At 59.9% G+C, this 26,022-nt stretch carries 21 protein-coding genes and 3 tRNA genes; 22 read left to right on the top strand and 2 right to left on the bottom strand.

Features of this window, described 5'->3' with window-relative positions:
* The first annotated feature begins 68 nt into the window (after nucleotides 1–68).
* Nucleotides 69–515, top strand: a complete 447-nt coding sequence (locus tag AC3ZVB_RS05595; RefSeq protein WP_162439732.1) for an Hsp20 family protein — start codon at nucleotides 69–71, stop codon at nucleotides 513–515.
* A gap of 54 nt (nucleotides 516–569) precedes the next feature.
* Here AC3ZVB_RS05595 and AC3ZVB_RS05590 read toward each other — a convergent pair whose 3' ends face one another.
* Both AC3ZVB_RS05590 and AC3ZVB_RS05585 read right to left on the bottom strand, forming a co-directional pair.
* A complete protein-coding gene (locus tag AC3ZVB_RS05590) occupies nucleotides 570–3,848 on the bottom strand; it encodes a PAS domain S-box protein (RefSeq protein ID WP_490145997.1) in 3,279 nt (1,092 codons plus the stop codon).
* A gap of 65 nt (nucleotides 3,849–3,913) precedes the next feature.
* Nucleotides 3,914–4,804, bottom strand: coding sequence for a LysR family transcriptional regulator (locus AC3ZVB_RS05585; RefSeq protein WP_162439724.1), 891 nt, complete (start codon nucleotides 4,802–4,804; stop codon nucleotides 3,914–3,916).
* A gap of 140 nt (nucleotides 4,805–4,944) precedes the next feature.
* On the opposite strand from AC3ZVB_RS05585, the gene leuC reads away from it, so the two are divergent.
* From leuC to AC3ZVB_RS05480, 21 genes are all read left to right on the top strand, one after another.
* Nucleotides 4,945–6,363 carry a 3-isopropylmalate dehydratase large subunit gene (gene leuC / locus AC3ZVB_RS05580; RefSeq protein WP_490145996.1) on the top strand — a complete coding sequence of 473 codons (1,419 nt, stop codon included), beginning with the start codon at nucleotides 4,945–4,947 and terminating at the stop codon, nucleotides 6,361–6,363.
* 10 nt (nucleotides 6,364–6,373) lie between these two features.
* Nucleotides 6,374–7,018, top strand: coding sequence for a 3-isopropylmalate dehydratase small subunit (leuD, locus tag AC3ZVB_RS05575; protein ID WP_490145995.1), 645 nt, complete (start codon nucleotides 6,374–6,376; stop codon nucleotides 7,016–7,018).
* Between the two features lie 145 nt (nucleotides 7,019–7,163).
* The gene (locus tag AC3ZVB_RS05570; protein WP_162439721.1) at nucleotides 7,164–7,928 is read left to right on the top strand and encodes a class I SAM-dependent methyltransferase; all 765 of its coding nucleotides are present in this window, start codon (nucleotides 7,164–7,166) and stop codon (nucleotides 7,926–7,928) included.
* Between the two features lie 80 nt (nucleotides 7,929–8,008).
* Nucleotides 8,009–9,091, top strand: coding sequence for a 3-isopropylmalate dehydrogenase (gene leuB / locus AC3ZVB_RS05565; RefSeq protein ID WP_490145994.1), 1,083 nt, complete (start codon nucleotides 8,009–8,011; stop codon nucleotides 9,089–9,091).
* Nucleotides 9,092–9,160: 69 nt separating this feature from the next.
* Entirely contained in the window at nucleotides 9,161–10,273 is a 1,113-nt protein-coding gene (gene asd / locus AC3ZVB_RS05560; RefSeq protein WP_162439719.1) for an aspartate-semialdehyde dehydrogenase, read from the top strand.
* A gap of 278 nt (nucleotides 10,274–10,551) precedes the next feature.
* Entirely contained in the window at nucleotides 10,552–11,562 is a 1,011-nt protein-coding gene (locus tag AC3ZVB_RS05555) for an aspartate-semialdehyde dehydrogenase (RefSeq protein WP_490145993.1), read from the top strand.
* 208 nt (nucleotides 11,563–11,770) lie between these two features.
* Nucleotides 11,771–14,434, top strand: a complete 2,664-nt coding sequence (locus AC3ZVB_RS05550; protein ID WP_490145992.1) for a FimV/HubP family polar landmark protein — start codon at nucleotides 11,771–11,773, stop codon at nucleotides 14,432–14,434.
* 221 nt (nucleotides 14,435–14,655) lie between these two features.
* Complete coding sequence (gene truA, locus AC3ZVB_RS05545; RefSeq protein ID WP_194690765.1) at nucleotides 14,656–15,480, top strand: tRNA pseudouridine(38-40) synthase TruA; 825 nt, start codon at nucleotides 14,656–14,658, stop codon at nucleotides 15,478–15,480.
* A gap of 63 nt (nucleotides 15,481–15,543) precedes the next feature.
* Nucleotides 15,544–16,170 carry a phosphoribosylanthranilate isomerase gene (locus AC3ZVB_RS05540; RefSeq protein WP_490145991.1) on the top strand — a complete coding sequence of 209 codons (627 nt, stop codon included), beginning with the start codon at nucleotides 15,544–15,546 and terminating at the stop codon, nucleotides 16,168–16,170.
* A gap of 177 nt (nucleotides 16,171–16,347) precedes the next feature.
* Nucleotides 16,348–17,268 carry an acetyl-CoA carboxylase, carboxyltransferase subunit beta gene (accD, locus tag AC3ZVB_RS05535; protein WP_162437753.1) on the top strand — a complete coding sequence of 307 codons (921 nt, stop codon included), beginning with the start codon at nucleotides 16,348–16,350 and terminating at the stop codon, nucleotides 17,266–17,268.
* The gene (gene folC / locus AC3ZVB_RS05530) at nucleotides 17,265–18,572 is read left to right on the top strand and encodes a bifunctional tetrahydrofolate synthase/dihydrofolate synthase (protein WP_490145990.1); all 1,308 of its coding nucleotides are present in this window, start codon (nucleotides 17,265–17,267) and stop codon (nucleotides 18,570–18,572) included. The genes accD and folC overlap by 4 nt, the downstream gene beginning before the upstream one ends.
* Nucleotides 18,556–19,221, top strand: a complete 666-nt coding sequence (locus AC3ZVB_RS05525; protein ID WP_490145989.1) for an SPOR domain-containing protein — start codon at nucleotides 18,556–18,558, stop codon at nucleotides 19,219–19,221. Before folC ends, AC3ZVB_RS05525 begins: the two co-directional genes overlap by 17 nt.
* 274 nt (nucleotides 19,222–19,495) lie before the next feature.
* Nucleotides 19,496–20,056 (top strand): CvpA family protein, encoded by a 561-nt coding sequence (locus AC3ZVB_RS05520; RefSeq protein WP_162437750.1) that lies wholly within the window; start codon nucleotides 19,496–19,498, stop codon nucleotides 20,054–20,056.
* 41 nt (nucleotides 20,057–20,097) lie between these two features.
* Entirely contained in the window at nucleotides 20,098–21,603 is a 1,506-nt protein-coding gene (gene purF, locus AC3ZVB_RS05515; protein WP_162437749.1) for an amidophosphoribosyltransferase, read from the top strand.
* Nucleotides 21,604–21,667: 64 nt separating this feature from the next.
* A complete protein-coding gene (locus AC3ZVB_RS05510; RefSeq protein ID WP_490145988.1) occupies nucleotides 21,668–22,879 on the top strand; it encodes an O-succinylhomoserine sulfhydrylase in 1,212 nt (403 codons plus the stop codon).
* Nucleotides 22,876–23,652 carry an SDR family oxidoreductase gene (locus tag AC3ZVB_RS05505; RefSeq protein ID WP_162437747.1) on the top strand — a complete coding sequence of 259 codons (777 nt, stop codon included), beginning with the start codon at nucleotides 22,876–22,878 and terminating at the stop codon, nucleotides 23,650–23,652. Before AC3ZVB_RS05510 ends, AC3ZVB_RS05505 begins: the two co-directional genes overlap by 4 nt.
* Nucleotides 23,653–23,879: 227 nt before the next feature.
* A tRNA-Val gene (locus tag AC3ZVB_RS05500) sits at nucleotides 23,880–23,955 on the top strand.
* A 55-nt stretch (nucleotides 23,956–24,010) separates the two neighbouring features.
* Nucleotides 24,011–24,087: transfer RNA gene (locus AC3ZVB_RS05495), tRNA-Asp, on the top strand.
* Nucleotides 24,088–24,179: 92 nt separating this feature from the next.
* Nucleotides 24,180–24,256: transfer RNA gene (locus AC3ZVB_RS05490), tRNA-Asp, on the top strand.
* A 250-nt stretch (nucleotides 24,257–24,506) separates the two neighbouring features.
* Nucleotides 24,507–25,016, top strand: coding sequence for a sigma-70 family RNA polymerase sigma factor (locus tag AC3ZVB_RS05485; RefSeq protein WP_490145987.1), 510 nt, complete (start codon nucleotides 24,507–24,509; stop codon nucleotides 25,014–25,016).
* Complete coding sequence (locus AC3ZVB_RS05480) at nucleotides 25,013–25,963, top strand: FecR domain-containing protein (protein ID WP_490145986.1); 951 nt, start codon at nucleotides 25,013–25,015, stop codon at nucleotides 25,961–25,963. Before AC3ZVB_RS05485 ends, AC3ZVB_RS05480 begins: the two co-directional genes overlap by 4 nt.
* Nucleotides 25,964–26,022: the final 59 nt, after the last annotated feature.

The following is a 26,022-nucleotide window of genomic DNA, read 5'->3' as shown; positions in this document are numbered from 1 at the left end:
TACGCGATGCCGAATTCGGGTCGCGGAGACATAGAACCTTGCTGATTATTTTCAGGAGATTTTGAATCATGAGTACTGCATTTTCCCTGGCGCCCCTGTTCCGTTCCTCGGTGGGTTTCGACCGTTTCAACGACCTGTTTGAAACCGCCTTGCGCAACGAACCAGGCAGCACCTACCCGCCTTACAACGTTGAAAAACACGGCGACGATCAATACCGCATCGTCGTAGCGGCAGCCGGTTTCCAGGAAGAAGACCTGGACCTGCAAGTCGAGAAGGGTGTGCTGACCATCAGTGGCGGCAAACGCGATGCAACCGAAGGCGTCACCTTCCTGCATCAAGGCATCGCCCAACGTGCGTTCAAGCTGTCGTTCCGCCTGGCGGACCACATCGAGATCAAAGCCGCCGACCTGCGTAATGGTCTGCTGAGCATTGACCTTCTGCGCGTCGTGCCGGAAGAGGCGAAAGCCAAACGCATCCCTATCAACGGGACGCAGCAACCTGCTCTGCAGCATTAATTCAGAGCAATCAAGAAGGGCGCCAATGGCGCCCTTTTTTTGTCTGCCAGTAAATCAACGAAGGAGCTCCTGAAACTCCTCCACCGGCAACGGCCGACTGTGCAAATACCCCTGATAAAAGTGACAGCCCAGCCCCTGCAAAAACTCCAATTGCTCCGCTGTCTCAACCCCTTCTGCAATCACCTTCAACTCCAGGCTTCGGGCCATGGCGACAATGGCGCGGATGATTTCGGCGTCGTTGGGGTCGGTGGTTGCGTCGCGGATGAATGACTGGTCGATTTTCAGGGTGTCGACCGGCAGGCGCTTGAGGTAGGTCAAGGAGGAATAGCCGGTGCCAAAGTCATCCATCGCGAAACTCACGCCGAGTTTTTTCAGGCGGCGCATTTTGTTGATGGTGTCTTCCAGGTTCTGGATGACGATGCCTTCGGTGATTTCCAGTTTCAGCAGTGAGCAGGGCAGCCCATGGCTGCTGAGGCTGTGTTCGATGCGCTCGACGAAGTCATTCTGGCGAAACTGTCGTGGGCTGATGTTCACGCACAGGCTGAAATCGAGCGGATCGATCAGACCCTGGGCCATCAATTGCTTAAAGGCGCCGCAGGCCTCGTCGACGATCCAGGCGCCGACCTCGAGAATCAGTCCGCTGTCTTCGAGCACCTTGATGAATTCGGTGGGCGATTGCGCGCCGAGTTCCGGGTGATTCCAGCGCACCAGCGCTTCCGCGCCGACGATGCGGTTGTCCCGGGCGTCCACCTGGGGTTGGTAGTGCACGCGAAACTCGCCCCTTGAAAGTGCCAGGCGCAGGTCGGTTTCCATGCGCAGACGTTCGCTCGCGGCCTTCTGCATGGTGTTGTGGTACATCTGCGTGGTGTTGCGGCCTGAATCCTTGGCCCGATACAGCGCGATGTCCGCGCGTTTGAGCAGGTCGGTTGGCGTCGAGCCATGATCGGGAATCAAGGCGATACCGATACTCGGCGTCACTTGCAGGCGCTGGCCGTCGAGGAACATCGGTTCCGACAGCAGTTCACGCAAGGTGTCCGCCAACTCGCGCACCTGGGCGCTGACTTCGTTGCGCGAGCCTTCCAGGCCGCTCAGCAGCACGACAAATTCATCGCCGCCCAGGCGCGCGACCGTGTCTTCCATGCGCACGCTGGCTTCAAGGCGCGCGGTGATGATTTTCAGCACCGTATCGCCGACCGGATGGCCGAGCGAGTCATTGATGTGCTTGAAGTGATCGAGATCGAGAAAGAGCAGTGCGCCTCGCAGGTTGTGGCGCTTGAGCAGGGCGATCTGTTGGCTGAGGCGATCCATCAGCAGTGCGCGGTTGGGCAAATTGGTCAGTGGATCGTGATAGGCCAGGTGACGGATCTGCGCTTCGGCGTTCTTCAGCAGGCTGACGTCACGCGCGGTCAGCAGCAGGCACGCGGTTTCGTTAAGGGTGATCGGTTCTACCGAAACTTCGACGGTCAGCAATTCGCCCCGTTTGTTGCGCCCGAGCATTTCCTGGTGGTGAACCCGGCCTTTGAGCTGTAACTCGGCCAGCAGCGAGGACCGTTGTTTTTCTTCGGCCCAAATGCCCACCTGGTACACCGTCCGCCCGATGACTTCATCGGCGCGGTAACCGGTGAGTCGGCAGAACCCGTCATTGACCTCCAGATAGCGTCCGGTGTCGCGCTCGGTGATGGTGATGGCGTCGGGGCTGGAGTGAAACGCCTTGGCGAACTTCTCTTCGCTGGCCTTGAGTGCCGCTTCGGAGCGCTGCTGTTGCGTGATGTCACGCAGGTTGGTGACGATGCACGGCTGGTCGCCGACGCTGATCTGGCGACTGGAGATCACGCAGGTCAACGACTGCCCGTTCTTGTGTTGGACGTGGATCGCCACGTTGCTCAATCCCTGTTCACGGATGACCTGTTCGATCCGCTGCAGGCTTTTGGACGAGGCGTCCCACAGGCCGATTTCATCGGCGCTTCGACCGATCACATCGGCGGCGCTCCAGCCGAACGTCTGGGTAAAGCTGGAGTTGATTTCGATGAATTGGCCACTGTCCTGATGAGTGACACAAATCGGATCCGGGCTGACCTGGAACAGCGTGGCGAACTTTTCTTCCGAGGCAATCAACTGCTGTTCGCGCTCCACCTGTTCGGTGATATCCAGCAGGGTGCCAGCCATGCGCAAGGGCGTGCCATTTTCATCGCGATAGAGGCGGGCGCGGCTCTCCAGATACCGCGAAGTGCCGTCCGCCAATTGCACTCGATAGGTCAGCTGATAATTGCCGGCGGGACCTTCGCGCAAGCTGCGGTAGGCGTCACGCATGGTGTCGCGCTCTTCACCGGGCACACCCTCGAAAAACTCGTCGAAGGATTCATGGACGGGTTTGGCTTCCATTCCGTGCAATTGCGCAGCGCGCGCCGAGCCGTAAAGCATGCCGCTGGGAATGTGCCAGTCCCAGGTGCCGAGTTGCGCAGAATCCAGCGCCAGGTCCAGACGCTCCTGACTGTCTTTCAGGGCATGCTCGGCGGCCTTGCGTTCAGTCGTGTCGAGGAAGGTGCTCAGCAGATACGGTTGGCCTTCGAGCTCGACCTTTTGTGCGCTGAGGATGCCGTCGTGGATTTGCCCGTTGCTGGCACGAAACTGCACTTCCATGCTGACCAGCTCGCCTTTGGCCTTGGTGGCTTTGACCAGGTGCTCGCGATGTTCCGGGTGCACCCACAAGCCAAGCTCGAGGGTGGTGCGGCCAATGGCATCCTGCACGGGCCAGCCGAACAGGCTCTCGAAATACTGGTTGGCCTCGGTGATCAGGCCATCTTCCTGACGAGTCAGCAGCACCATGTTCGGGCACAGGTGAAACAGCGTTGCGAAGCGCTTCTCCGAGCTGGTCAGGGCTTGTTCGCGCTGGCGCTGATGGGTGATTTCGCGGATTACGCCGATCATGCGTGGGTGCCCATCCTTGTCTGGCAGCAGGCTGCCATTGATTTCGAGCCAATGCAGGCTGCCATCGGGCCAGCGAATACGGTGGTGCATCGCCTGTGCCAGCGGTGCGCCGGCGATCACTGCGTTAAAGGCGCGGACGGTCTTCGCCCGATCTTCTGGCGGCAGCAGGTCGAGGTATTCCAGGTCGGCGGGCAATGGCGCGTGCGGGTCGAAGCCGAACAGCGCTTGAGTGCCCCGTGACCAGCTGATCTGCCCGCGCTCGATGTCCCAATACCAGGCGCCCAGGCGTGCACCGTTAAGGGCGGCCAGCAATTGCGGTGCGCTTTCCCAGCTCTGCTCTGACTGTTTTGGGTCAAGCGCCTGAATACGCGGCATTGGCGGAATTCGGTCAACAGATTTCGGCATTGGCAAGCCTTAAGCTGAGTGGGCGTTAGGCGCAGGGTCTCGCGGCTCTATAGGCGTAGCACACGTTAGCCATGAGTCCCTGGCCGATCGATTTGTGCATCCAGCAAGGCCATAAAGGCCCGTGCCGCATTCGACAGCGTCCGTTCGGTGTGCACGATATAGCCTAGCTGGCGAGTGAGCTGTATGCCCGGCAAAGGTATACGCGCCACCTGATCATCGAGCATGGTGCGTGGCAATACACTCCAGGCCAGGCCAATCGAGACCATCATCTTGATGGTTTCCAGGTAATTGGTGCTCATGGCGATGTTTGGCGTCAGGCCCTGCGCTTCAAACAGACGCTGGACGATGTGGTGGGTAAAGGTGTTGCCGCCGGGGAACACGGCCGGATGCAGGGCAATGTCCGCCAGGCTGACGGCACCGTTGCTGATGAGTGAATGTTCCGGCGCGACCACAAAGTCCAGCGGGTCGTCCCACACCGGTGTGGCCTTGACCAGCGAGTGGGGCTCTGGTGCGAGGGTGATGACCGCCAGTTCGGCGCGACCGTGGAGGATTTCTTCGTAGGCTACTTCCGAATCGAGGAACTGAATATCCAGCGCGACCTGGGGGTAGCGTCGTGTGAACTCCCTTAATAAGGGCGGCAAACGGTGCAGGCCGATGTGGTGACTGGTCGCCAGGGTCAGGCGGCCCGTCACTTCGCCGGTCAGGTTGGTCAGGGCGCGGCGGGTATCGTCGAGCACATTGAGGATTTGATAAGCCCGCGGCAGCAGGGCGCGACCAGCCTCGGTCAGACCGACTTCACGGCCCAGGCGATCGAACAGGCGTACCTTCAATTGCTGCTCCAGACCGGCGATGCGTTTACTGATCGCAGGCTGGGTCAGGTGTAACCGTTCGCCTGCGCCAGAGAAGCTGCCGGTCTCGGCAATCGCGATAAAAGCATTGAGGTTGGCGAGGTCCATTGCAGTATTCCAGTTGGTTATCCAAAGCATAAAAAATATGAATTTGAGTTATTTAATGTAACCCCCTAGGATCGACCTCACAAGCCAAGGGGTTATTGAAAAAGCCCAGGGCATAGAAACAAGCTGATGAGGACCGTCTGATGGCCGGCAAAACGCTTTACGACAAGCTTTGGGATTCCCATGAAGTGAAACGGCGCGACGATGGGTCGTCGCTGATCTATATCGACCGCCACATCATCCATGAAGTGACTTCGCCCCAAGCTTTCGAAGGCCTGCGCCTGGCCGGGCGCAAGCCTTGGCGCGTCGACTCGATCATCGCCACCCCGGACCACAACGTGCCGACTACCCCGGATCGCAAGGGCGGGATCGAAGCAATCACCGACCAGGTCTCGCGTTTGCAGGTTCAGACCCTCGACGACTATTGCGACGAATATGGCATCACTGAATTCAAAATGAATGACGTGCGTCAGGGGATTGTTCACGTGATCGGCCCGGAACAGGGCGCGACCTTGCCGGGCATGACTGTCGTCTGCGGCGACTCGCACACCTCGACCCACGGCGCGTTTGGCGCGTTGGCACACGGCATCGGCACTTCCGAGGTCGAGCATGTGTTTGCCACGCAGTGCCTGGTCGCCAAGAAAATGAAAAACATGTTGGTGTCCGTCGAAGGCCAATTGCCGTTCGGCGTCACCGCCAAAGACATCGTGCTCGCGGTAATCGGCAAGATCGGCACCGCTGGCGGTAATGGTCATGCGATCGAGTTCGCCGGTAGCGCGATTCGTGATCTGTCGATCGAAGGCCGCATGACCATCTGCAACATGTCCATCGAGGCCGGTGCTCGGGTAGGTCTGGTCGCTGCGGACGAAAAAACCGTGGAATACGTCAAAGGCCGTCCATTCGCCCCGAAAGGCGCGGAATGGGACATGGCGGTCGAAGCCTGGAAAGACCTGGTGTCCGACGCTGATGCCAAGTTCGATACCGTGGTTGAACTCGACGCGACCCAGATCAAGCCGCAAGTCAGTTGGGGCACCTCGCCAGAGATGGTCCTGGCCGTTGATCAGAACGTGCCGGACCCGGCCAGGGAAATGGACCTGGTCAAGCGCGGTTCCATCGAACGCGCTTTGAAATACATGGGTTTGAGTGCCAATCAGGCCATCACCGATATCCAGCTGGATCGCGTGTTCATTGGTTCGTGCACCAACTCGCGAATTGAAGACCTGCGCGCCGCGGCCGTCATCGCCAAGGGCCGCAAAGTCGCTTCGACCATCAAGCAAGCCATCGTCGTGCCAGGCTCGGGCCTGGTGAAGGCGCAGGCCGAGGCAGAAGGTCTGGACAAGATTTTCCTCGAAGCCGGTTTCGAGTGGCGTGAGCCGGGGTGCTCAATGTGCCTGGCGATGAACCCGGACCGTTTGGAGTCGGGCGAGCATTGCGCCTCGACTTCCAACCGCAACTTCGAAGGGCGTCAGGGCGCCGGTGGCCGTACGCACCTGGTGAGTCCGGCCATGGCCGCGGCGGCTGCCGTCAACGGTCGTTTCATCGACGTTCGCGAACTGATCTGAGGAACCGCACATGAGAGCTTTTACCCAACACACCGGTTTGGTCGCGCCATTGGACCGGGCCAACGTCGACACCGACCAGATCATTCCGAAGCAGTTTCTGAAGTCGATCAAGCGCACCGGTTTTGGTCCGAATCTGTTTGACGAGTGGCGCTATCTGGACGTGGGCTACGCCTACCAGGACAACTCCAAGCGTCCGCTGAACAAGGATTTCGTGCTCAACGCCGAGCGTTATCAGGGCGCCAGTGTGTTGCTGGCCCGTGAGAACTTCGGTTGTGGTTCCAGCCGTGAACACGCGCCGTGGGCCCTGGAAGAATACGGTTTCCGTAGCATTATCGCGCCGAGCTATGCCGACATCTTCTACAACAACAGCTTCAAGAACGGCTTGCTGCCGATCATCTTGAGTGACGCTGAGGTTGATGAGCTGTTCCAGCAGGTTGAAGCGAATCCTGGCTACGAGTTGACGGTCGACCTGCAAGCCCAGACCGTGACCCGGCCGGATGGCAAGATCTACAGCTTTGAGCTGGATGAATTCCGCAAGCATTGCCTGGTGAATGGTCTGGACGACATCGGCCTGACCTTGCAGGACCACGAGGCGATTGCGACGTTTGAAGGCAAGCACCGGGCGAGTCAGCCTTGGTTGTTTCGTGACGCGTAAATTTGCGTAAGGCGTGATGACGCCGTCGCCAGCAGGCTGGCTCCCACATTGGATTTGCGGGGTTCACAAAACCCTGTGGGAGCTGGCTTGCCAGCGATGAGGCCCGACCAGGCAACACAAGGCTTAAACCCAAAAGGAAATCCCCATGACCAGCACCGCCCACAGTCAGGTTGTACAAAAGCAATTCGGTGAACAGGCCTCCGCCTATTTGAGCAGCGCCGTACACGCTCAAGGCACCGAATTCGCGCTGCTACAGGCCGAACTGGCAGGGCAGGGCGATGCACGGGTGCTGGACGTGGGTTGCGGCGCCGGTCACGTGAGTTTTCACGTCGCCTCGCTGGTCAAGGACGTGGTGGCTTATGACCTGTCGCAGCAGATGCTCGACGTGGTGGCCGGTGCTGCTGCTGACCGGGGCTTGAGCAACGTGTCGACGGTCCTTGGCGCTGCGGAACGCCTGCCGTTCGCCGACGGTGAATTCGACTTCGTCTTCAGTCGCTACTCCGCGCACCACTGGAGCGATCTGGGGTTGGCGTTGCGCGAAGTCCGTCGGGTACTGAAGCCGGGTGGCGTGGCAGCGTTCATCGATGTGTTGTCACCAGGTAGCCCGCTGTTCGACACTTACCTGCAAAGCGTCGAAGTACTGCGCGACACCAGCCATGTGCGCGACTATTGCGCCGGCGAGTGGTTGCGTCAGGTCAGTGAGGCGGGGTTGCATACCCGCAGCACCACCCGTCAACGTCTGCGCCTGGAATACAACTCCTGGGTCGAACGCATGCGCACGCCACAGGTGATGCGCGCGGCGATCCGCGAGTTGCAGCAGTCGATGGGCAACGAAGTGCGCGAATATTTTGAGATTGAGGCCGATGGTTCGTTCAGTACCGATGTGCTGGTTCTGTTTGCAGAACGCTAAGCACTGAACGATAGCCGCCGGACGATAGAATTTTTCCGGGTGCGCCCAAGGGGTGCACCGACTGATGACATGAGGAAAGCATGAGCAAGCAGATTCTGATTCTCCCAGGTGACGGTATTGGCCCGGAAATCATGGCCGAAGCGGTCAAGGTGCTGGAGCTGGCTAACGACAAGTACAGCCTGGGCTTTGAATTCAGCCACGACGTGATCGGCGGCGCGGCCATCGACAAACACGGCGTGCCGCTGGCCGACGAAACCCTGGCGCGTGCCCGCGCGGCTGACGCTGTGTTGCTGGGCGCCGTGGGCGGCCCGAAATGGGACACCATCGAGCGTGACATCCGTCCAGAGCGCGGTCTGCTGAAAATCCGTGCGCAATTAGGCCTGTTCGGCAACCTGCGTCCGGCGATCCTCTACCCGCAACTGGCTGACGCCTCCAGCTTGAAGCCGGAAATCGTTTCCGGTCTGGATATCCTGATCGTTCGCGAGCTGACCGGCGGCATCTACTTCGGCGCGCCACGCGGTACCCGCACCCTGGAAAACGGCGAGCGTCAGTCTTACGACACGCTGCCTTACAGCGAAAGCGAAATCCGCCGTATCGCCCGTGTCGGTTTCGACATGGCCATGGTGCGCGGCAAGAAGCTGTGCTCGGTGGACAAGGCCAACGTGCTGGCGTCCAGCCAACTGTGGCGTGAAATCGTCGAAGAAGTGGCCAAGGATTACCCGCAAGTCGAACTGAGCCACATGTACGTCGACAACGCCGCGATGCAACTGGTGCGCGCACCCAAGCAGTTCGACGTGATCGTGACCGACAACCTGTTCGGCGACATCCTGTCTGACCAGGCTTCCATGTTGACCGGGTCCATTGGCATGCTGCCGTCGGCGTCCCTGGACACCAACAACAAGGGCATGTACGAGCCGTGCCACGGTTCGGCGCCGGACATCGCAGGCAAAGGCATTGCCAACCCGTTGGCGACCATTTTGTCGGTGTCGATGATGCTGCGTTACAGCTTCAACCAACAGGCTGCCGCTGATGCCATCGAGCAAGCCGTGAGCCTGGTTCTGGATCAAGGCCTGCGTACCGGTGACATCTGGTCGACGGGTTGCACTAAGGTCGGTACGCAGGAAATGGGCGACGCAGTAGTCGCCGCGCTGCGGAATCTGTAATCTCTCGGGCCCGCTGCCACTTTCAACGTCGAAAGCAGCGGCCCACTTTTTAAAGAAGGTGTAGTTGCGATGAAACGTGTAGGTCTGATCGGTTGGCGCGGTATGGTCGGTTCCGTGCTCATGCAGCGGATGCTGGAAGAGCAGGATTTCGATCTTATTGAGCCGGTGTTTTTCACCACTTCCAATGTCGGTGGCCAAGGCCCGTCCGTGGGCAAGGATATTGCGCCGCTCAAGGACGCTTACAGCATTGAAGAGCTGAAGACCCTCGACGTGATCCTGACCTGCCAGGGTGGCGACTACACCAGCGAAGTCTTCCCGAAACTGCGCGAAGCTGGCTGGCAGGGTTACTGGATCGACGCCGCTTCCAGCCTGCGCATGCAGGATGACGCGGTGATCGTGCTGGACCCGGTAAACCGCAAGGTTATCGACCAGCAGCTCGATGCGGGCACCAAGAACTACATCGGCGGCAACTGCACCGTCAGCCTGATGTTGATGGGCCTTGGCGGTCTGTTCGAAGCCGGTCTGGTGGAGTGGATGAGCGCCATGACGTATCAGGCGGCCTCCGGTGGCGGCGCGCAGCACATGCGTGAGCTGATCAAGCAAATGGGCGTGACCCACGGCGCTGTCGCCGATCAATTGGCGGATCCTGCCAGCGCGATCCTCGACATCGACCGTCGTGTGGCCGAAGCCATGCGCAGCGACGCGTACCCGACCGAAAACTTCGGTGTTCCGTTGGCCGGCAGCCTGATCCCGTGGATCGACAAGGAACTGCCGAACGGTCAGAGCCGCGAAGAGTGGAAGGCTCAGGCCGAGACCAACAAGATACTGGGTCGTTTCAAGAACCCGATTCCGGTCGACGGTATCTGCGTGCGCATCGGCGCCATGCGTTGCCACAGCCAGGCGCTGACCATCAAGCTGAACAAAGACGTGCCGATCGCCGACATCGAAGGGCTGATCAGCCAGCACAACCCATGGGTCAAGCTGGTGCCGAACAACCGTGAGATGAGCATGCAGGAGCTGAGCCCGACAAAGGTCACCGGCACCTTGAATGTACCGGTTGGCCGTCTGCGCAAGCTGAACATGGGTTCGCAATTCGTCGGTGCCTTCACCGTCGGCGACCAGCTGTTGTGGGGCGCGGCCGAACCGCTGCGTCGCATGCTGCGGATTCTGCTTGAGCGTTGATCGATTGATGCAATGAAAGAACCCGTGCCTTGAAAGAGGTGCGGGTTTTTTTACGCGCCGATTAACCCCTGTAGCAGCTGGCGAAGCCTGCGTTCGGCTGCGAAGCAGTCGTAGAAACTGAACGCTGGGTTCTTTTGAACGATTGAGGGATCCCCTAAGCGAGGGCTTCGTCCCCGAACGCAGCCTTCGGCAGCTGCTACAAGGTTTCGCCGATCAATTGCTTGCATGCCACCCACCCGGTAAAGTGCCGCTCCCCCCGTTTCGCCAGAGGTAAAACCATGAGCCAGACCCTTGATATTGCCGTGATCGGCGCGACCGGTACTGTCGGCGAAACGCTTGTGCAGATTCTCGAAGAGCGCGACTTCCCGGTGGGCAACCTGCACCTGCTTGCCAGCAGCGAGTCCGCCGGGCATTCGGTACCATTTCGCGGCAAGAACGTACGAGTGCGCGAAGTCGATGAGTTCGACTTCAGCAAGGTCCAGCTGGTGTTCTTCGCCGCCGGTCCCGCGGTCACCCTCAGCTTCGCCTCGCGCGCCACGGCTGCCGGCTGTTCGCTGATCGACCTGTCCGGCGCGTTGCCCGCCGACCAGGCGCCGCAAGTCGTGTCTGAGGCCAATGGCGATATCCTCGTCGGGATGAAAAAGCCTTTCCAGGTCAGCAGCCCAAGTCCTTCGGCCACCACCCTGGCCGTGCTGCTGGCGCCGTTGCTCAGCATCATCGACCTGCAACGTATCAATTTGACGGCGAGTCTGGCGGTATCAGCCCAGGGTCGTGAAGCCGTGACTGAACTGGCCCGGCAAACCGCCGAGCTGCTGAATGTGCGTCCGCTGGAGCCGACGTTCTTTGATCGGCAGATGGCGTTCAACCTCCTGGCTCAGGTCGGCAAGCCGGATGAACAGGGCCATACCCTGCTGGAAAAACGCCTGGTTCGCGAAGTGCGTCAGGTGTTGGCGCTGCCTTCGTTAAAGATTTCCGTTACGTGCATTCAAGCGCCGGTGTTTTTTGGCGATAGCTTTAGTGTGACCCTGCAGTCTTCGCGTGAAGTCGACCTGGCGAAAGTCAACGCGGCCCTCGAAGACGCGCCAGGCATCGAACTGGTAGAAGCTGGCGATTACCCGACAGCGGTGGGCGACGCGGTAGGGCAGGATGTGGTGTACGTCGGTCGGGTCCGCCGGGGAATCGACGACCCGTCGGAACTTAATGTCTGGCTGACGTCAGATAACGTACGCAAAGGTGCCGCGCTCAATGCTGTGCAGGTGGCTGAATTGTTGATAAAAGACCTAGCGTAAAAGATACTTGGCAACAATTTGTCGACTGAATCTGGCCGGGCGCTATGCTTGGCCGAAGTGCTGATCGCGAGTCACCCTTCGGGGCTTCGCGTGGCAAGAAAGAAAAGATCGCGCGCGACGACCCTTCGCCGCCGCGCGCAATGCCTTACGGCAGCGACTATCAACACCTTCTCGCTGGCCGAGGAATGTTCAAACAAAGGATGAGGCTATGGTTCAAGTTCGCAAACTGGTGTTAGCAATAGCGGCCGCCTCGGCGCTGTCCTCCGGTGTGGCGCATGCCCTCGGGCTCGGGGAGCTGACCCTGAAGTCGACGCTGAACCAGCCGCTGGTGGCGGAAATCGAGCTTCTTGATGTCAAGGAGCTCACTGCTGCTGAAGTGGTGCCGAGCCTGGCCTCACCCGAAGATTTCGCCAAGGCCGGTGTCGACCGCCAGGCGTTTCTCAACGACCTGACCTTTACGCCGGTGCTCAACCCCGGCGGTAAAAGCATCCTGCGTGTGACATCCAGCAAGCCACTGTCCGAGCCGATGGTGAAATTCCTGGTTCAGGTCATGTGGCCAAGCGGTCGGTTGATGCGCGATTACAGCGTGTTGCTCGATCCCTCCAAATTCTCGCCGCAGACCGCTGACGCGGCTGCTCAGCCTGCACCGACGCAAACTGTCGCTGCACCGGTCACCGGCGCGACCAAACCCGCCCAGTACACCACCACGCCGCGCGATACTTTGTGGGAAATCGCTGCGAAGGCGCGTAATGGCGGTTCGATTCAGCAGACCATGCTGGCCATCCAGGCACTGAACCCGGATGCCTTTATCGATGGCAACATCAACCGGTTGAAAACCGGTCAGGTGCTGCGTCTGCCGGATCAGGCGCAAAGCACCAATCTGCCGCAACCTAAAGCCATCGCCGAAGTCGCCGCACAGAACACCGCCTGGCGTCAGGGCCGTCGCTATGTACCCAAGGCGGGCGCTGGCCAGCAACAACTGGATGCCACTAACCGTCCTCGCGGTGATGGCGCGACCTCGCAAGCTCCCAAGGACAACTTGAGCCTGGTCTCGGCCGAGACGGGCAAGCCCGGTGCCAAAGGCGCTGCGGGCGATGCGAAGAAATTGAGCAACAAGCTGGCGGTGACCCAGGAAAGCCTCGACACGACCCGTCGTGACAACGCCGAACTGAAAAGCCGCATGACCGATCTGCAAAGTCAGCTGGACAAGCTGCAACGCCTGATTGAACTGAAGAACAACCAATTGGCCAAGTTGCAGGCTGAGGGCGCTGCAGACGCTCCGGTGGACGTTGCTGCCGCGCCCGCCATGTCGGCGGAACTGGCGTCCAGTCCGGCGGCTGCGACGCCTGCTGAAGCCGTGCCGACTGCACCGGTGACGCCAGCGCCGGAGGCGGCGGTACCTGAGGCCGCGCCGGCACCTGCCGAGAAGCCTGTCGAGCCGACGCCGGTTAAAACCACTGACGATCAGAAATTCAATGAGCTGCTGACCAATCCATGGTTGCTGGGCATGGTCGGCGGTGGTGCAGTCATCCTGCTGCTTCTGTTGCTCTTACTGGCCCGTCGGCGCAAAGCTCAGCAAGAAGCTGAAAAGCATCTGCGCATGGCTCGCGCATTGTCCGAGGAGCAGGAATTCTCGGTCGATCACGATTTGCCGGAAAGCAGCTTCGAAGGCCTGGAAGTTCCGCCTGCAAGCGTGAAGCTCGCCACGACGCCGGCTGTAGAGCCGACTCCAGCGCCTGTGCCTGTGCCTGCACCGGCGCCAGTGATCGCTCCGGTCATCGTAACGCCACCGATCGCAGCGCCGCTGATCTCGCCAGCCGCCGAGCACAATGATGATGTGTTGGGCCGGGCGCAGTCGCACATTGCTGCCGGTCGCCTGAATCAGGCCGCCGCGATACTGGAAGATGGCATCAAGCAGGAGCCGCAACGCAGTGATTTGCGCTTGAAGCTGATGGAAGTCTACGGGCAGCAGGGCGATCGCGATGCGTTCGTCGCCCAGGAGCGCAAGCTGATTGCCAACGGCGACAACTTCGCTCAGGTCGAGCAGTTGAAAAGCCGCTTCCCGGCCATGGCGCTCGTGGCGGCGGGTGGTATCGGCGCTGCGGCGATCGCAGCGCAAATGGATGCCCAGTACGTCAAGGACCTGATGCTGGACGAGCCAGAAGCGCCTGCGCCAGTGGTGCCGGCTGATGACAGCTTTGATCATGACTTCGACTTGAGCCTGGATGATCTGGAAGCCGCTTCTCCGGCCGTCGTTTCTCCCGAAGCGGACCCCGTGGAAGAGCTGGACGCATTCCCGTCTGACGATGATCTGAGCTTTGAGTCGGTATTGCAGCAGCAGACTGACATCAAGGAAAACCTCGACGACCTGTCTGATTTTGATCTGGACATGGACCTCGGGGGTGAAGCTTCGCCAGCCACGTTGGCCGAAGATGATTTCCTGCTGAACCTGGACGACGATGCCAAGGATCTGCCGGTAGTCGAAGCGCCGACCGTCCCGGAAGTAGCACTGGACGATCTGGAGTTGCCGGCCGACTTCGACCTGTCGCTGGCGGACGAAATGGACGCCCCCGTCGCTGCCGACGATTTGTCCGCCAAGCCGGACGACTTCAGCGCGGAGCTCGACCGCCTGTCCCAGGACATCAGCGGGCCGACCTTTTCAGCGGAAGACGCCATGGCTTCCGCCGCTGACGAGCCTGAGTTCGACTTCCTTTCCGGTACCGACGAAGTGGCGACCAAACTCGATCTGGCCCAGGCCTACATCGACATGGGCGACAACGACGGTGCGCGGGACATCCTCAACGAGGTGGTGACCGAGGGTGATGACGGGCAGAAGAGCGAAGCAAAGGAGATGTTGTCGCGTCTGGCTTGAATGCTCGGTAAGTCGTAAAGAGAACGGCAGCCCATTGAGGCTGCCGTTTTTGTTTGCGTGCAATGAATACAGAGCCTGTGTAGGAGCTGCCGCAGGCTGCGATCTTTTGATCTTTGGGTAACCGTCACTGGCTTCCACCTCCCACAGCCTTATAATGCCCGCCTTTGCGTACATCAGCAGGCTGTCACCCCTTGGCAAATATAGATAATCCTGCCGCCGAAATGGCGGCCGACGGCTTTTTCCGGATCGCGTTGGGCGTTGAATACAAAGGCTCGCGTTATCGCGGCTGGCAGCGTCAGGCCTCCGGCGTGCTCACCGTGCAGGAAACCCTGGAAAAGGCGTTGTCGAAAGTCGCCGACTCGCCTGTCTCGCTGCTCTGCGCCGGTCGCACTGACGCCGGCGTGCACGCATGCGGACAGGTGGTGCATTTCGACACGCAGGTCGAGCGCTCGATGAAAGCCTGGGTCATGGGGGCCAACATCAACTTGCCCCACGACATCAGTGTCAGCTGGGCCAAGGCCATGCCGGCGGATTTTCATGCGCGGTTCAAAGCCATTGCCCGGCGCTATCGCTACGTGATCTACAACGATCAGATCCGTCCGGCGCACTTGAACGATGAAATCACCTGGAACCACCGGCCTCTGGACGTCGACCGTATGGCCGAGGCGGCGCAGTATCTGGTGGGTACCCATGACTTCAGCGCTTTCCGCGCGGGTCAGTGCCAGGCCAAGTCGCCGATCAAGGAGCTTCACCACCTGCGAGTCACTCGCCACGGCAAGATGATCGTGCTGGACATCCGTGCCAGCGCGTTCCTGCACCACATGGTGCGCAACATTGCCGGCGTGCTGATGACCATCGGTGCCGGCGAGCGCCCGGTGGAGTGGATGAAAGAGGTGCTGGAGAGCCGGATCCGTCGTTCTGGCGGGGTGACCGCGCATCCTTTCGGCTTGTATCTGGTGCAGGTTGAATACCGCGACGAGTTCGAATTGCCGCAGCGTTACATTGGCCCGCACTTCTTGACCGGTTTCACCGAACTTGACGGCTGACGCCCTCGAACGCATTTGTTACCATCCGGGACTTTCTCGGATTTGCCTTGGGGTTCTATCGACATGTCAGCCGTTCGCAGCAAGATTTGCGGGATTACCCGCATAGAAGATGCGTTGGCAGCGGTAGAGGCCGGGGCAGATGCGATCGGATTCGTCTTCTATGCAAAAAGCCCGCGTGCCGTGACGTTTCAGCAAGCGCGGGACATTATCAAGTCGCTGCCGCCGTTCGTGACCACCGTGGGATTGTTTGTCAACGCCAGCCGTTGCGAGTTGGGCGAACTGCTCGACGCCGTGCCGCTGGATCTGTTGCAGTTCCATGGTGATGAAGCGGCGGCGGATTGTGAAGGCTGGCACCGTCCGTATATCAAGGCGCTGCGGGTCAAGGCCGGTGACGACATTGCGGCCGCTTGCGATGCCTTTCCAAGTGCCAGCGGTATCCTGCTGGATGCCTACGTCGAGGGCGTGCCTGGGGGAACCGGGGAAGCGTTCGACTGGTCTCTGATACCTCAAGGGTTGAGCAAACCGATCATTTTGGCGGGTGGCCTGACACCGGACAACGTTGCCGAAGCGATTGCGCGGGTCCGGCCTTACGCGGTCGACGTCAGTGGCGGGGTAGAGGCGAGCAAGGGAATCAAGGATCACGCAAAGGTTCAGGCGTTCATCAAGGCAGTACGAGGCACGTTGATGTGACGGCTGGCACACTGCCGCCGTCCACAGGCATGGCTGAGGGTTTTTGGGTGGTACGCAGGTCACGTTTGCTGATCCGGCCACCCAGTCGATCATCGCCGCACATATGAATTTAGCTCAAGGGCATACGCGGGGCTGCGAACCAAAGTGTTCGAGCCGCCGGTACTGGAGAAAGAAAGCATGAGCAACTGGTTAGTAGACAAACTGATCCCTTCGATCATGCGTTCCGAGGTCAAGAAGAGCTCGGTGCCTGAAGGTCTGTGGCACAAATGCCCGTCTTGCGAGGCTGTGCTGTATCGTCCGGAGCTGGAAAAGACCCTGGACGTTTGCCCCAAGTGCAATCACCACATGCGTATCGGCGCCCGCGCCCGTATCGACATTTTCCTCGACGCTGAAGGCCGTGCCGAACTGGGCGCTGAGCTGGAGCCCGTCGACCGTCTGAAATTCCGTGACGGCAAGAAGTACAAGGACCGCCTGACCGCCGCACAGAAAGCGACCGGCGAAAAAGATGCCCTGATCTCCATGAGCGGTACGCTGCTGGGCATGCCGGTCGTGGTGTCGGCTTTCGAATTCTCCTTCATGGGCGGTTCGATGGGTGCCATCGTCGGTGAGCGCTTTGTACGCGCTGCCAACTACGCACTGGAAAACAAATGCCCGATGATCTGCTTCGCGGCTTCCGGCGGCGCGCGGATGCAAGAAGCCTTGATCTCCCTGATGCAAATGGCCAAGACCTCCGCGGTGCTGGCGCGTCTGCGTGAAGAAGGCATTCCGTTCATCTCGGTACTGACTGACCCTGTCTACGGCGGTGTTTCCGCCAGTCTGGCGATGCTGGGCGATGTGATCGTCGGCGAACCGAAAGCCCTGATCGGCTTTGCCGGTCCGCGCGTCATCGAACAGACCGTGCGTGAAAAATTGCCGGAAGGCTTCCAGCGCAGCGAATTCCTGCTCGAACACGGCGCGATCGACATGATCATTCACCGTCAGGAGCTGCGTCCGCGTCTGGGCAACCTGCTGGCACAGATGATGGGCCTGCCGACGCCTAAGTTCGTTGCTGCACCTATCGAGCCAATCGTGGTTCCGCCGGTGCCTGCCAACATATGACCCAACGTACCCTTGGCGAGTGGCTCGCCTACCTTGAGCAGTTGCACCCTTCGGCCATCGACATGGGCCTGGAGCGCTCGCAACAGGTAGCGTCCCGCATGGGACTGGGCAAGCCGGCGCCTCGGGTGATTACGGTCACCGGCACCAACGGCAAGGGTTCTACCTGCGCATTCGTGGCTTCGTTGCTACGGTCGCAAGGCCTGAACGTCGGTGTCTACAATTCTCCGCACCTGCTGCGTTATAACGAGCGGGTGCAGGTCAACGGCGTTGAAGCAACCGACGCCGAACTGTGCGAAGCCTTTGCTGCAGTCGAGGCGGGCCGCGGCGACACTTCCCTGACGTACTTCGAAATGGGCACCCTGGCGGCGTTCTGGCTGTTTCAACAGGCCGGGCTTGACGCGGTGGTGCTGGAAGTCGGTCTGGGCGGGCGTCTGGATACAGTCAACGTGGTGGATGCCGACATGGCACTGGTCACCAGCATCGGCGTCGATCATGCCGACTATCTGGGTGATACCCGGGAATCCGTGGCGTACGAAAAAGCCGGAATCTTCCGCCAGGGCGCGCCTGCGCTTTGCGGCGATCTGAATCCTCCACAACCTTTGCTTGATAAGGCGCGCGAGCTGGCTTGTCCGTTTTTCCTGCGCGGGCGTGATTTTGATCTGGGTGTGACCGATCATCACTGGCAATGGCGCGGTGTCGACGCTCAAGGGCAGGTGATTGAGCTGCGTGATCTGCCATTGCTTGACCTGCCGATGGAAAACGCCGCGCTGGCGCTGCAGGCTTATCTGCTGATGGACCTGCCGTGGGTGGACGCACAGATTGTCGATGCCCTGAAGGCTACGCGGGTGGTAGGGCGTCTTGATCGCCGTCAGTTCGATTGGCAAGGCAAGCGCCTGAACCTGTTGCTGGACGTGGGGCATAATCCTCATGCGGCCGAGTACCTGGCTCGTCGACTGGCCAGTCGGCCACCGGCAGGCAAGCGTCTGGCCGTGTTCGGATTGCTGGCGGACAAGGATCTCGATGGTGTTGTGGGCGAGTTGAATGCTAGTGTCCAGCACTGGGCGGTTGCGCCGCTAAATTCGCCCCGGTCACGGCCAGTTGCCGATTTGCACGGGGTGTTGCAGAACCTTGGCGCATCGGTAACGTCCTATGACAGCGTGGCTGCAGCCCTCGATGGGCAGTGTGCATTGGCCACGAGCGACGACGAGATTCTGTTGTTCGGATCATTTTATTGTGTCGCCGAGGCCCTTGAATGGTTGGCCCGGCGCTCCACGGAGGAAGCGGCAAATGGCATTGCTGGATAAAGCCTACAAACAGCGGATGGTCGGTGCCCTGGTTCTAGTGGCACTGGCGGTGATTTTCCTGCCGATGCTGTTTTCGCGTCAGGATGAACAACGCCAGGTGAGCGTTGAGGCGCCCGCCGCACCGCAAGCACCTTCGATGCCGCAAGTGCAGGTCGAGCCCGTGGTCGTGCCCGAGCCGCAGACGCTTCCGCAAGAGCCGGTACCGAGCGATGAGGAAATCGCCCAGCAGGAAGAGCCTTCGATGCCTATCGCTCCGACTGCCCCTGTCGCGCCTGCACCTGCTGCCAAACCCGTCGCGCCGGCGCCTGTACCAGCGATGGCGGCCAAGCCAAGCACGCCGCCTGCCCAGCCAATCACCGCGGCCCCTGGCAAACCCGATACCACGCAAAGTCGCGTCGATGCCAATGGCCTGTCGGTCAGTTGGTCGGTGCAACTGGCCAGCCTGTCGAACCGTGCCAGCGCTGAAAGCCTGCAGAAATCCTTGCGCAGCCAAGGCTACAACGCCTACATCCGCACAGCGGACGGCAAGAACCGGGTATTCGTCGGGCCGCTCATTGAGCGCGCAGAAGCCGACCGTTTGCGCGACTTGCTAAGCCGCCAGCAGAACCTCAAGGGTTTTGTGGTGCGCTTCCAGCCCGAGCGCGGTTAAAACGCGCTTATCCCTGTAGCAACTGGCGAAGCCTGCGTCCGGCTGCGAAGCAGCCGTCAATCACGCTTGCACGGTGTGCCAAATAGACCCAATTGCCTGATTTTACGGCTGCTGAGCAGCCGGACTCAGGCTTCGCCAGCTGCTACAGGGGCGAGTGCGGTTTCGATAGTAGCTAAAACTATCACCCCGATTTGAAATGCACTGACAATCGCAGCTTACCGATCAGCATGGGCTCTGCTAAAATGCGCCGCCTTATCCGTCTGTAGGCTGCACTGTGCCATTTACCTGGGTTGATTGGGCGATCGTTGCAATAGTCGCCATCTCCGCATTGATCAGTCTGAGCCGCGGCTTCGTCAAAGAAGCATTATCGCTGGTGACCTGGATCATCGCAGGAGTCGTCGCCTGGATGTTCGGTGGTTCATTGTCCGAGTACCTCGCCGGATACATAGAAACGCCATCGGCTCGTGTAATCACGGGCTGTGCCATCATGTTTGTCGCCACGTTAATCGTAGGCGCAATGATCAATTATCTTATCGGCGAGTTGGTTCGCGTCACCGGGCTATCCGGGACCGACCGATTTCTCGGCATGGCCTTCGGCGCAGCGCGTGGCGTGTTGCTGGTGGTCGTGGCGGTCGGGCTGTTGAGCCTGGGGCCGGTACAGCAGGACGGGTGGTGGAAAGAATCACAGCTCGTGCCAAAGTTTCTATTGGTCGCAGACTGGTCCAAAAACCTGATTCTCGGGTGGAGCAGTCAGTGGCTTGCCAGCGGTATCAGCGTACCCGCTGAGATACCGTTCAAGGAGCACCTCTTGCCGACGGCCAAAACGCCTCAGTGAGTGTTGTTCAGTTCAGATCCATTAAGTAGGGGTTGCGTCGCATGTGTGGCATCGTCGGTATCGTCGGTAAGTCGAACGTCAATCAGGCGCTGTATGACGCGCTAACCGTGCTCCAGCACCGCGGCCAGGACGCTGCCGGTATCGTGACCAGCCATGATGGCCGGTTATTCCTGCGCAAGGATAATGGCCTGGTACGTGACGTGTTCCATCAGCGTCACATGCAGCGCCTCGTCGGGCACATGGGCATTGGCCATGTGCGTTACCCGACCGCAGGCAGCTCGACTTCGGCTGAAGCTCAACCGTTTTACGTCAACTCGCCTTACGGCATCACCCTGGCGCACAACGGTAACCTGACCAACGTTGAACAGCTGGCCAAGGAGATTTACGAATCTGACCTGCGCCACGTCAACACCAACTCTGATTCGGAAGTACTGCTGAACGTGTTCGCGCACGAGCTGGCCCAACGCGGCAAGCTGCAGCCTACCGAAGAAGACGTATTTGCTGCCGTCACTGACGTGCACAACCGTTGCGTGGGTGGTTACGCGGTCGTTGCGATGGTGACCGGTTACGGTATCGTCGGTTTCCGCGACCCGCATGGCATCCGCCCGATTGTCTTCGGTCAGCGTCACACCGATGAAGGCGTCGAGTACATGATTGCCTCCGAGAGCGTCTCCCTGGACGTGCTCGGTTTCACCCTGATTCGCGACCTCGCGCCGGGCGAAGCGGTCTACATCACTGAAGACGGCAAGCTGCACACTCGTCAGTGCGCAAACAACCCGTCCCTGACTCCGTGCATCTTCGAACACGTGTACCTGGCGCGTCCGGACTCGATCATCGACGGCGTGTCGGTCTACAAGGCCCGTCTGCGTATGGGCGAGAAACTTGCCGAGAAGATCCTGCGCGAGCGTCCGGAACACGACATCGACGTGGTCATTCCGATCCCTGACACCAGCCGCACCGCAGCGCTCGAGCTGGCGAACCACTTGGGCGTCAAGTTCCGCGAAGGCTTCGTGAAGAACCGCTACATCGGCCGGACTTTCATCATGCCTGGCCAGGCTGCACGGAAAAAATCCGTACGCCAGAAGCTCAATGCCATCGAGCTGGAATTTCGCGGCAAGAACGTGATGCTGGTGGACGACTCGATCGTACGCGGCACCACGTGCAAGCAGATCATCCAGATGGCTCGCGAAGCGGGCGCCAAGAACGTTTACTTCTGCTCCGCGGCACCGGCCGTTCGCTACCCGAACGTCTACGGCATTGACATGCCGAGCGCTCACGAGCTGATCGCACACAACCGTTCGACCCAGGACGTGGCGGATCTGATCGGCGCTGACTGGCTGATCTATCAGGACCTGCCTGACTTGATCGAAGCAGTCGGTGGCGGCAAGATCAAGATCGAGAAGTTCGATTGCGCAGTGTTCGACGGCCAGTACGTTACCGGCGACGTCGACGAGGCTTACCTGAACAAGATCGAGCAGGCTCGCAATGATGCCTCCAAGGTCAAGACGCAGGCAGTCAGTGCGATCATTGATCTGTATAACAACTGAGTAACTACCGGCCCTGAGGGGCCGGTTTTGTATCTACTAAAAGAGCAAGGCAAGGAGTGACAGCATGAGTCAGGATTGGGATGCCGGTCGGCTGGACAGCGACCTCGACGGCGTAGCGTTCGATACCCTGGCCGTACGCGCCGGTCAGCACCGTACGCCAGAAGGCGAACACGGTGATCCGATGTTCTTTACTTCCAGTTACGTGTTCCGCACCGCTGCGGATGCGGCGGCGCGCTTTGCCGGGGAAGTCCCGGGCAACGTTTACTCGCGCTACACCAATCCGACCGTGCGTGCGTTCGAAGAGCGTATTGCCGCGCTGGAAAGCGCCGAGCAGGCCGTCGCCACCGCAACCGGCATGGCTGCGATCATGGCCGTGGTGATGAGCTTGTGCAGCGCCGGCGACCATGTGTTGGTGTCTCGCAGCGTGTTTGGCTCGACCATCAGCCTGTTCGAAAAGTACTTCAAGCGCTTCGGCATCGAAGTCGATTACGTTCCCTTGGCAGATTTGTCCGGTTGGGATGCGGCGATCAAGGCCAACACTAAACTGCTGTTCGTCGAGTCTCCGTCCAATCCGCTGGCCGAACTGGTGGACATCGCTGCGTTATCGGAAATCGCTCACGCGAAAGGCGTGATGCTCGTGGTCGACAACTGCTTCTGCACCCCGGCGTTGCAGCAGCCATTGAAACTCGGCGCAGACATCGTCGTGCACTCGGCAACCAAGTTCATCGACGGCCAGGGTCGTTGCATGGGCGGTGTCGTGGCCGGACGCAGCGAGCAGATGAAGGAAGTGGTCGGCTTCCTGCGCACTGCAGGCCCAACCCTGAGTCCGTTCAACGCCTGGATCTTCCTCAAGGGCCTCGAAACCCTGAACCTGCGGATGAAGGCTCACTGCGCCAACGCCCAGCAACTGGCCGAGTGGCTGGAGCAACAGGAAGGCATCGAGAAAGTCCATTACGCCGGGCTGAAAAGCCATCCTCAGCACGAACTGGCTCAGCGCCAGCAGAAGGGCTTTGGCGCGGTCGTGAGTTTCGAAGTCAAGGGTGGCAAAGAGGGCGCCTGGCGCTTTATCGATGCGACCCGCCTGATATCCATCACGGCTAACCTCGGTGACACCAAGACCACCATCACTCACCCAAGCACCACCTCCCACGGTCGTCTGGCGCCGCATGAGCGTGAAGCGGCGGGTATTCGTGACAGCCTGATCCGCATCGCGGTCGGCCTCGAAGACGTGACAGACCTGCAAGCCGATCTGGCGCGCGGTCTGGCTGCGCTGTGATCGAATTGTCGACGCCGGGTACTGGCACCAATGGCCGCGTCGCGATGGTCACGGGTGCTGCGCGGGGCATCGGTCTGGGGATATCGGCCTGGCTGGTCAGCGAAGGCTGGCAAGTCGTGCTGACCGACCTGGATCGGGTCCGCGGTTCGAAAGTGGCCAAGGTGCTGGGCGAAAATGCCTGGTTCATCGCCATGGACGTGTCCAACGAAGGTCAGGTGGCGTTGGGTGTGGCCGAGGTGTTGGGACAGTTCGGCCGACTTGATGCGCTGGTGTGCAATGCGGCCATTGCCGATCCGCACAACATCACGCTGGAAAGCCTCGATCTGTCTTACTGGAATCGGGTGCTGGCGGTGAACCTCAGCGGGCCGATGCTGTTGGCAAAGCATTGCGCGCCTTACCTGCGAGCTCACAGCGGGGCTATCGTCAATCTGGCCTCGACCCGCGCCGGGCAGTCGGAACCTGACACTGAGGCGTACGCGGCGAGCAAGGGAGGGCTGTTGGCTCTGACTCATGCGCTGGCAATCAGCCTTGGGCCGGAGATTCGCGTCAATGCCGTCAGCCCGGGATGGATCGATACGCGTGATCCGTCTGCCCGTCGCGCCGAACCTCTTACCGATGCCGACCATGCCCAGCACCCGGCGGGCAGGGTAGGGACAGTCGAGGACGTGGCGGCGATGGTGGCATGGCTGCTGTCGCGCAATGCAGGGTTCGTCACGGGCCAGGAGTTCGTGGTGGATGGCGGGATGACCAAGAAGATGATTTACAGCGAGTGACAGGCTGAAGCATCGATGGTGGCTGTTCTTCTGTTATCGCGAGCAGGCTCACTCCCACAGGTGCAACGCAGACTATTGTGGGAGTGAGCCTGCTCGCGATGACGGTCTGGCTGTCACCACTGTCACCAGCCACCGACACGATTTTGTCTTTTTCAGAAAAACTTCAATCCTGCTATTGACTTAGGTTCGCTACCTGCGTAAATTTCGCGGCCTCGGAGATGCAAACCGGGTGATTAGCTCAGCTGGGAGAGCGTCTGCCTTACAAGCAGAATGTCGGCGGTTCGATCCCGTCATCACCCACCACTTCCGAGAGTCTTGCGAAAGCAAGATGGAAGCTTTTAAAAGCCTCCACCGACGCGCAGCGGTAGTTCAGTCGGTTAGAATACCGGCCTGTCACGCCGGGGGTCGCGGGTTCGAGTCCCGTCCGCTGCGCCATATTTCCGAAGCAGGTTTTACCTGGTTCGAGATTGATAAGCCTCGAAGCTTTCAGTCAGACGAGTTACTTGGACGCAAGTCCAAAGCGATACGCAGCGGTAGTTCAGTCGGTTAGAATACCGGCCTGTCACGCCGGGGGTCGCGGGTTCGAGTCCCGTCCGCTGCGCCATATCTGCTACAAGGCCCACTGAACGCCTTGGAGCTACGAAGAAAAGCCTCAGGCTGTCTTCGAGTCGATAGCAAAGACCCTGGTCGAAAGACCGGGGTTTTTTGTGTCTGAGATTCAGCGATTTCTCCCTCCCGATCCTCCCCATCCAGCCTTTCTGCTCAACTGACGCATAAAGCGCTTCCTTCGCACGGCTGACATTAATTAGAATCACTCTCATTAACGATAACTCGTTGGCACAGGGCTTCTTGAGATGAGTGATGCAGTAATGCCAGAGGAGCAATCTTTCAACGACCTCTACCGCGATCATCGTGGTTGGCTGGAAGGCTGGTTGAGACGGCGCATGAGCAATGGCCATGATGCGGCGGACCTCAGCCAGGACACCTTCGTACGCTTACTCGCCAGCTCTCAGCGCATTGCTGATCTGCAAGAACCCCGTGCCTATCTGGCGACTGTCGGCAAGCGGCTCCTGACCAATTTCTACAAGCGTCGCAGCCTGGAGCAGGCCTACCTCAATGCGCTGGCCTTCTTGCCTGAGGATTGTGTCCCATCTCCTGAACAGCGCTGGATCCTCCTGGAAACCCTGCAAGCCCTCGATGAATTGCTCGATGGACTGCCAAGACCGGTGCGCAGGGCGTTTCTGTGGAGTCAATTGGAAGGTTTGACGTATCAGGACATCGCCGAGCACCTGGGCGTCTCGGAGCGCACGATCAAGCGCTACATGGCCCAAGCCTATGAGCATTGCCTGCTGGTGACGCTGTGATCGGCCCAGCACCTTCCGCTGAAGCCCGCCAGGCCATACGGGCCGCTGCACAATGGCTGGCGCTTATGGAATCCGGTGCTGCCAATGAGCGGGATCGCGCCGAACTGCAGACCTGGCGAAACAGCCATTCCAGTCACGAGCAGGCCTGGCAGAAAGCCCAACTCCTGCGTCAGCGCTTTGCCGAACTGCCGTCAGCGCTGGCGATGGCCAGTCTCGATCGACCGAAGGAAAGTCGGCGTACCGTACTCAAGCGTGCCTTGGGGGCGGTGGCATTGGTGCCGGCTGCCTGGCTGATCAGTCGACAGTTACCACTGGATGTCTGGAGCGCGGACCTGCGAACCGCGACCGGAGAAGGCAAGACGGTCCACTTGGCCGATGGAAGCTCGCTGCAACTGAACACCGCAAGCGCCGTCGACATCGATCTGACGAAGCGTTGGTTGAAACTCGTGGAGGGCGAGATAGCGCTGAGCGTTCCTGGTACCTCGCCGTTGACCGTGCAGACCCACTTCGGGCAAGTCATCGTCAGTCAGGGTGAAGTGTGCGTTCGTCAGGGGCAGACGGGTTGCAAGGTGTCAGTCTTGAAAGGAGCGGTGCGATTGCAACCGTTGCGTGGACCGGACTTCTCGTTGCAAGCCGGCCGGCAAGTCAGTCTTCAAGCAGCGGGTGCGGGCGCTATTGAACCCTTTGACGTACTCGCGCCAGGCTGGCGTGAGGGTGTACTGATGGCGCAGAACCAACCCTTGGGTGATTTCTTGCGCGAGCTCAGCAGCTATCGTCCGGGCGTCTTGAGCTGGGAGCCAGCGCTGGAATCCCTGCGCGTCACCGGCAGTTTTCGTCTGCAAGATACCGATCGAATCCTGGCGCTGCTGGCGGCCAGCCTTCCACTGGAGGTGCATTCGCGTACGCGTTATTGGGTAACGCTGCTGCCGCGCAAAAATAGTGTGTAAGGCGTGTCCCCTTTTTTCGTATCGATTGTCATTCAAGGCAAGTGAACGAACTAAGAGAG

The organism is Pseudomonas sp. MDV22-iso1, from assembly GCF_058145095.1.
Note: the sequence above shows the minus strand (reverse complement) of the source record. Positions and strands in the feature narration are given on the sequence as shown.

What these genes read in the sequence shown, in the direction of transcription:
- AC3ZVB_RS05595 (WP_162439732.1), top strand. Translation starts at nt 69, where the DNA reads ATGAGTACTGCATTTTCCCTGGCGCCCCTGTTCCGTTCCTCGGTGGGT.
- AC3ZVB_RS05590 (WP_490145997.1), bottom strand. Translation starts at nt 3,848, where the DNA reads ATGCCGAAATCTGTTGACCGAATTCCGCCAATGCCGCGTATTCAGGCG.
- AC3ZVB_RS05585 (WP_162439724.1), bottom strand. Translation starts at nt 4,804, where the DNA reads ATGGACCTCGCCAACCTCAATGCTTTTATCGCGATTGCCGAGACCGGC.
- leuC (WP_490145996.1), top strand. Translation starts at nt 4,945, where the DNA reads ATGGCCGGCAAAACGCTTTACGACAAGCTTTGGGATTCCCATGAAGTG.
- leuD (WP_490145995.1), top strand. Translation starts at nt 6,374, where the DNA reads ATGAGAGCTTTTACCCAACACACCGGTTTGGTCGCGCCATTGGACCGG.
- AC3ZVB_RS05570 (WP_162439721.1), top strand. Translation starts at nt 7,164, where the DNA reads ATGACCAGCACCGCCCACAGTCAGGTTGTACAAAAGCAATTCGGTGAA.
- leuB (WP_490145994.1), top strand. Translation starts at nt 8,009, where the DNA reads ATGAGCAAGCAGATTCTGATTCTCCCAGGTGACGGTATTGGCCCGGAA.
- asd (WP_162439719.1), top strand. Translation starts at nt 9,161, where the DNA reads ATGAAACGTGTAGGTCTGATCGGTTGGCGCGGTATGGTCGGTTCCGTG.
- AC3ZVB_RS05555 (WP_490145993.1), top strand. Translation starts at nt 10,552, where the DNA reads ATGAGCCAGACCCTTGATATTGCCGTGATCGGCGCGACCGGTACTGTC.
- AC3ZVB_RS05550 (WP_490145992.1), top strand. Translation starts at nt 11,771, where the DNA reads ATGGTTCAAGTTCGCAAACTGGTGTTAGCAATAGCGGCCGCCTCGGCG.
- truA (WP_194690765.1), top strand. Translation starts at nt 14,656, where the DNA reads ATGGCGGCCGACGGCTTTTTCCGGATCGCGTTGGGCGTTGAATACAAA.
- AC3ZVB_RS05540 (WP_490145991.1), top strand. Translation starts at nt 15,544, where the DNA reads ATGTCAGCCGTTCGCAGCAAGATTTGCGGGATTACCCGCATAGAAGAT.
- accD (WP_162437753.1), top strand. Translation starts at nt 16,348, where the DNA reads ATGAGCAACTGGTTAGTAGACAAACTGATCCCTTCGATCATGCGTTCC.
- folC (WP_490145990.1), top strand. Translation starts at nt 17,265, where the DNA reads ATGACCCAACGTACCCTTGGCGAGTGGCTCGCCTACCTTGAGCAGTTG.
- AC3ZVB_RS05525 (WP_490145989.1), top strand. Translation starts at nt 18,556, where the DNA reads ATGGCATTGCTGGATAAAGCCTACAAACAGCGGATGGTCGGTGCCCTG.
- purF (WP_162437749.1), top strand. Translation starts at nt 20,098, where the DNA reads ATGTGTGGCATCGTCGGTATCGTCGGTAAGTCGAACGTCAATCAGGCG.
- AC3ZVB_RS05510 (WP_490145988.1), top strand. Translation starts at nt 21,668, where the DNA reads ATGAGTCAGGATTGGGATGCCGGTCGGCTGGACAGCGACCTCGACGGC.
- AC3ZVB_RS05485 (WP_490145987.1), top strand. Translation starts at nt 24,507, where the DNA reads ATGAGTGATGCAGTAATGCCAGAGGAGCAATCTTTCAACGACCTCTAC.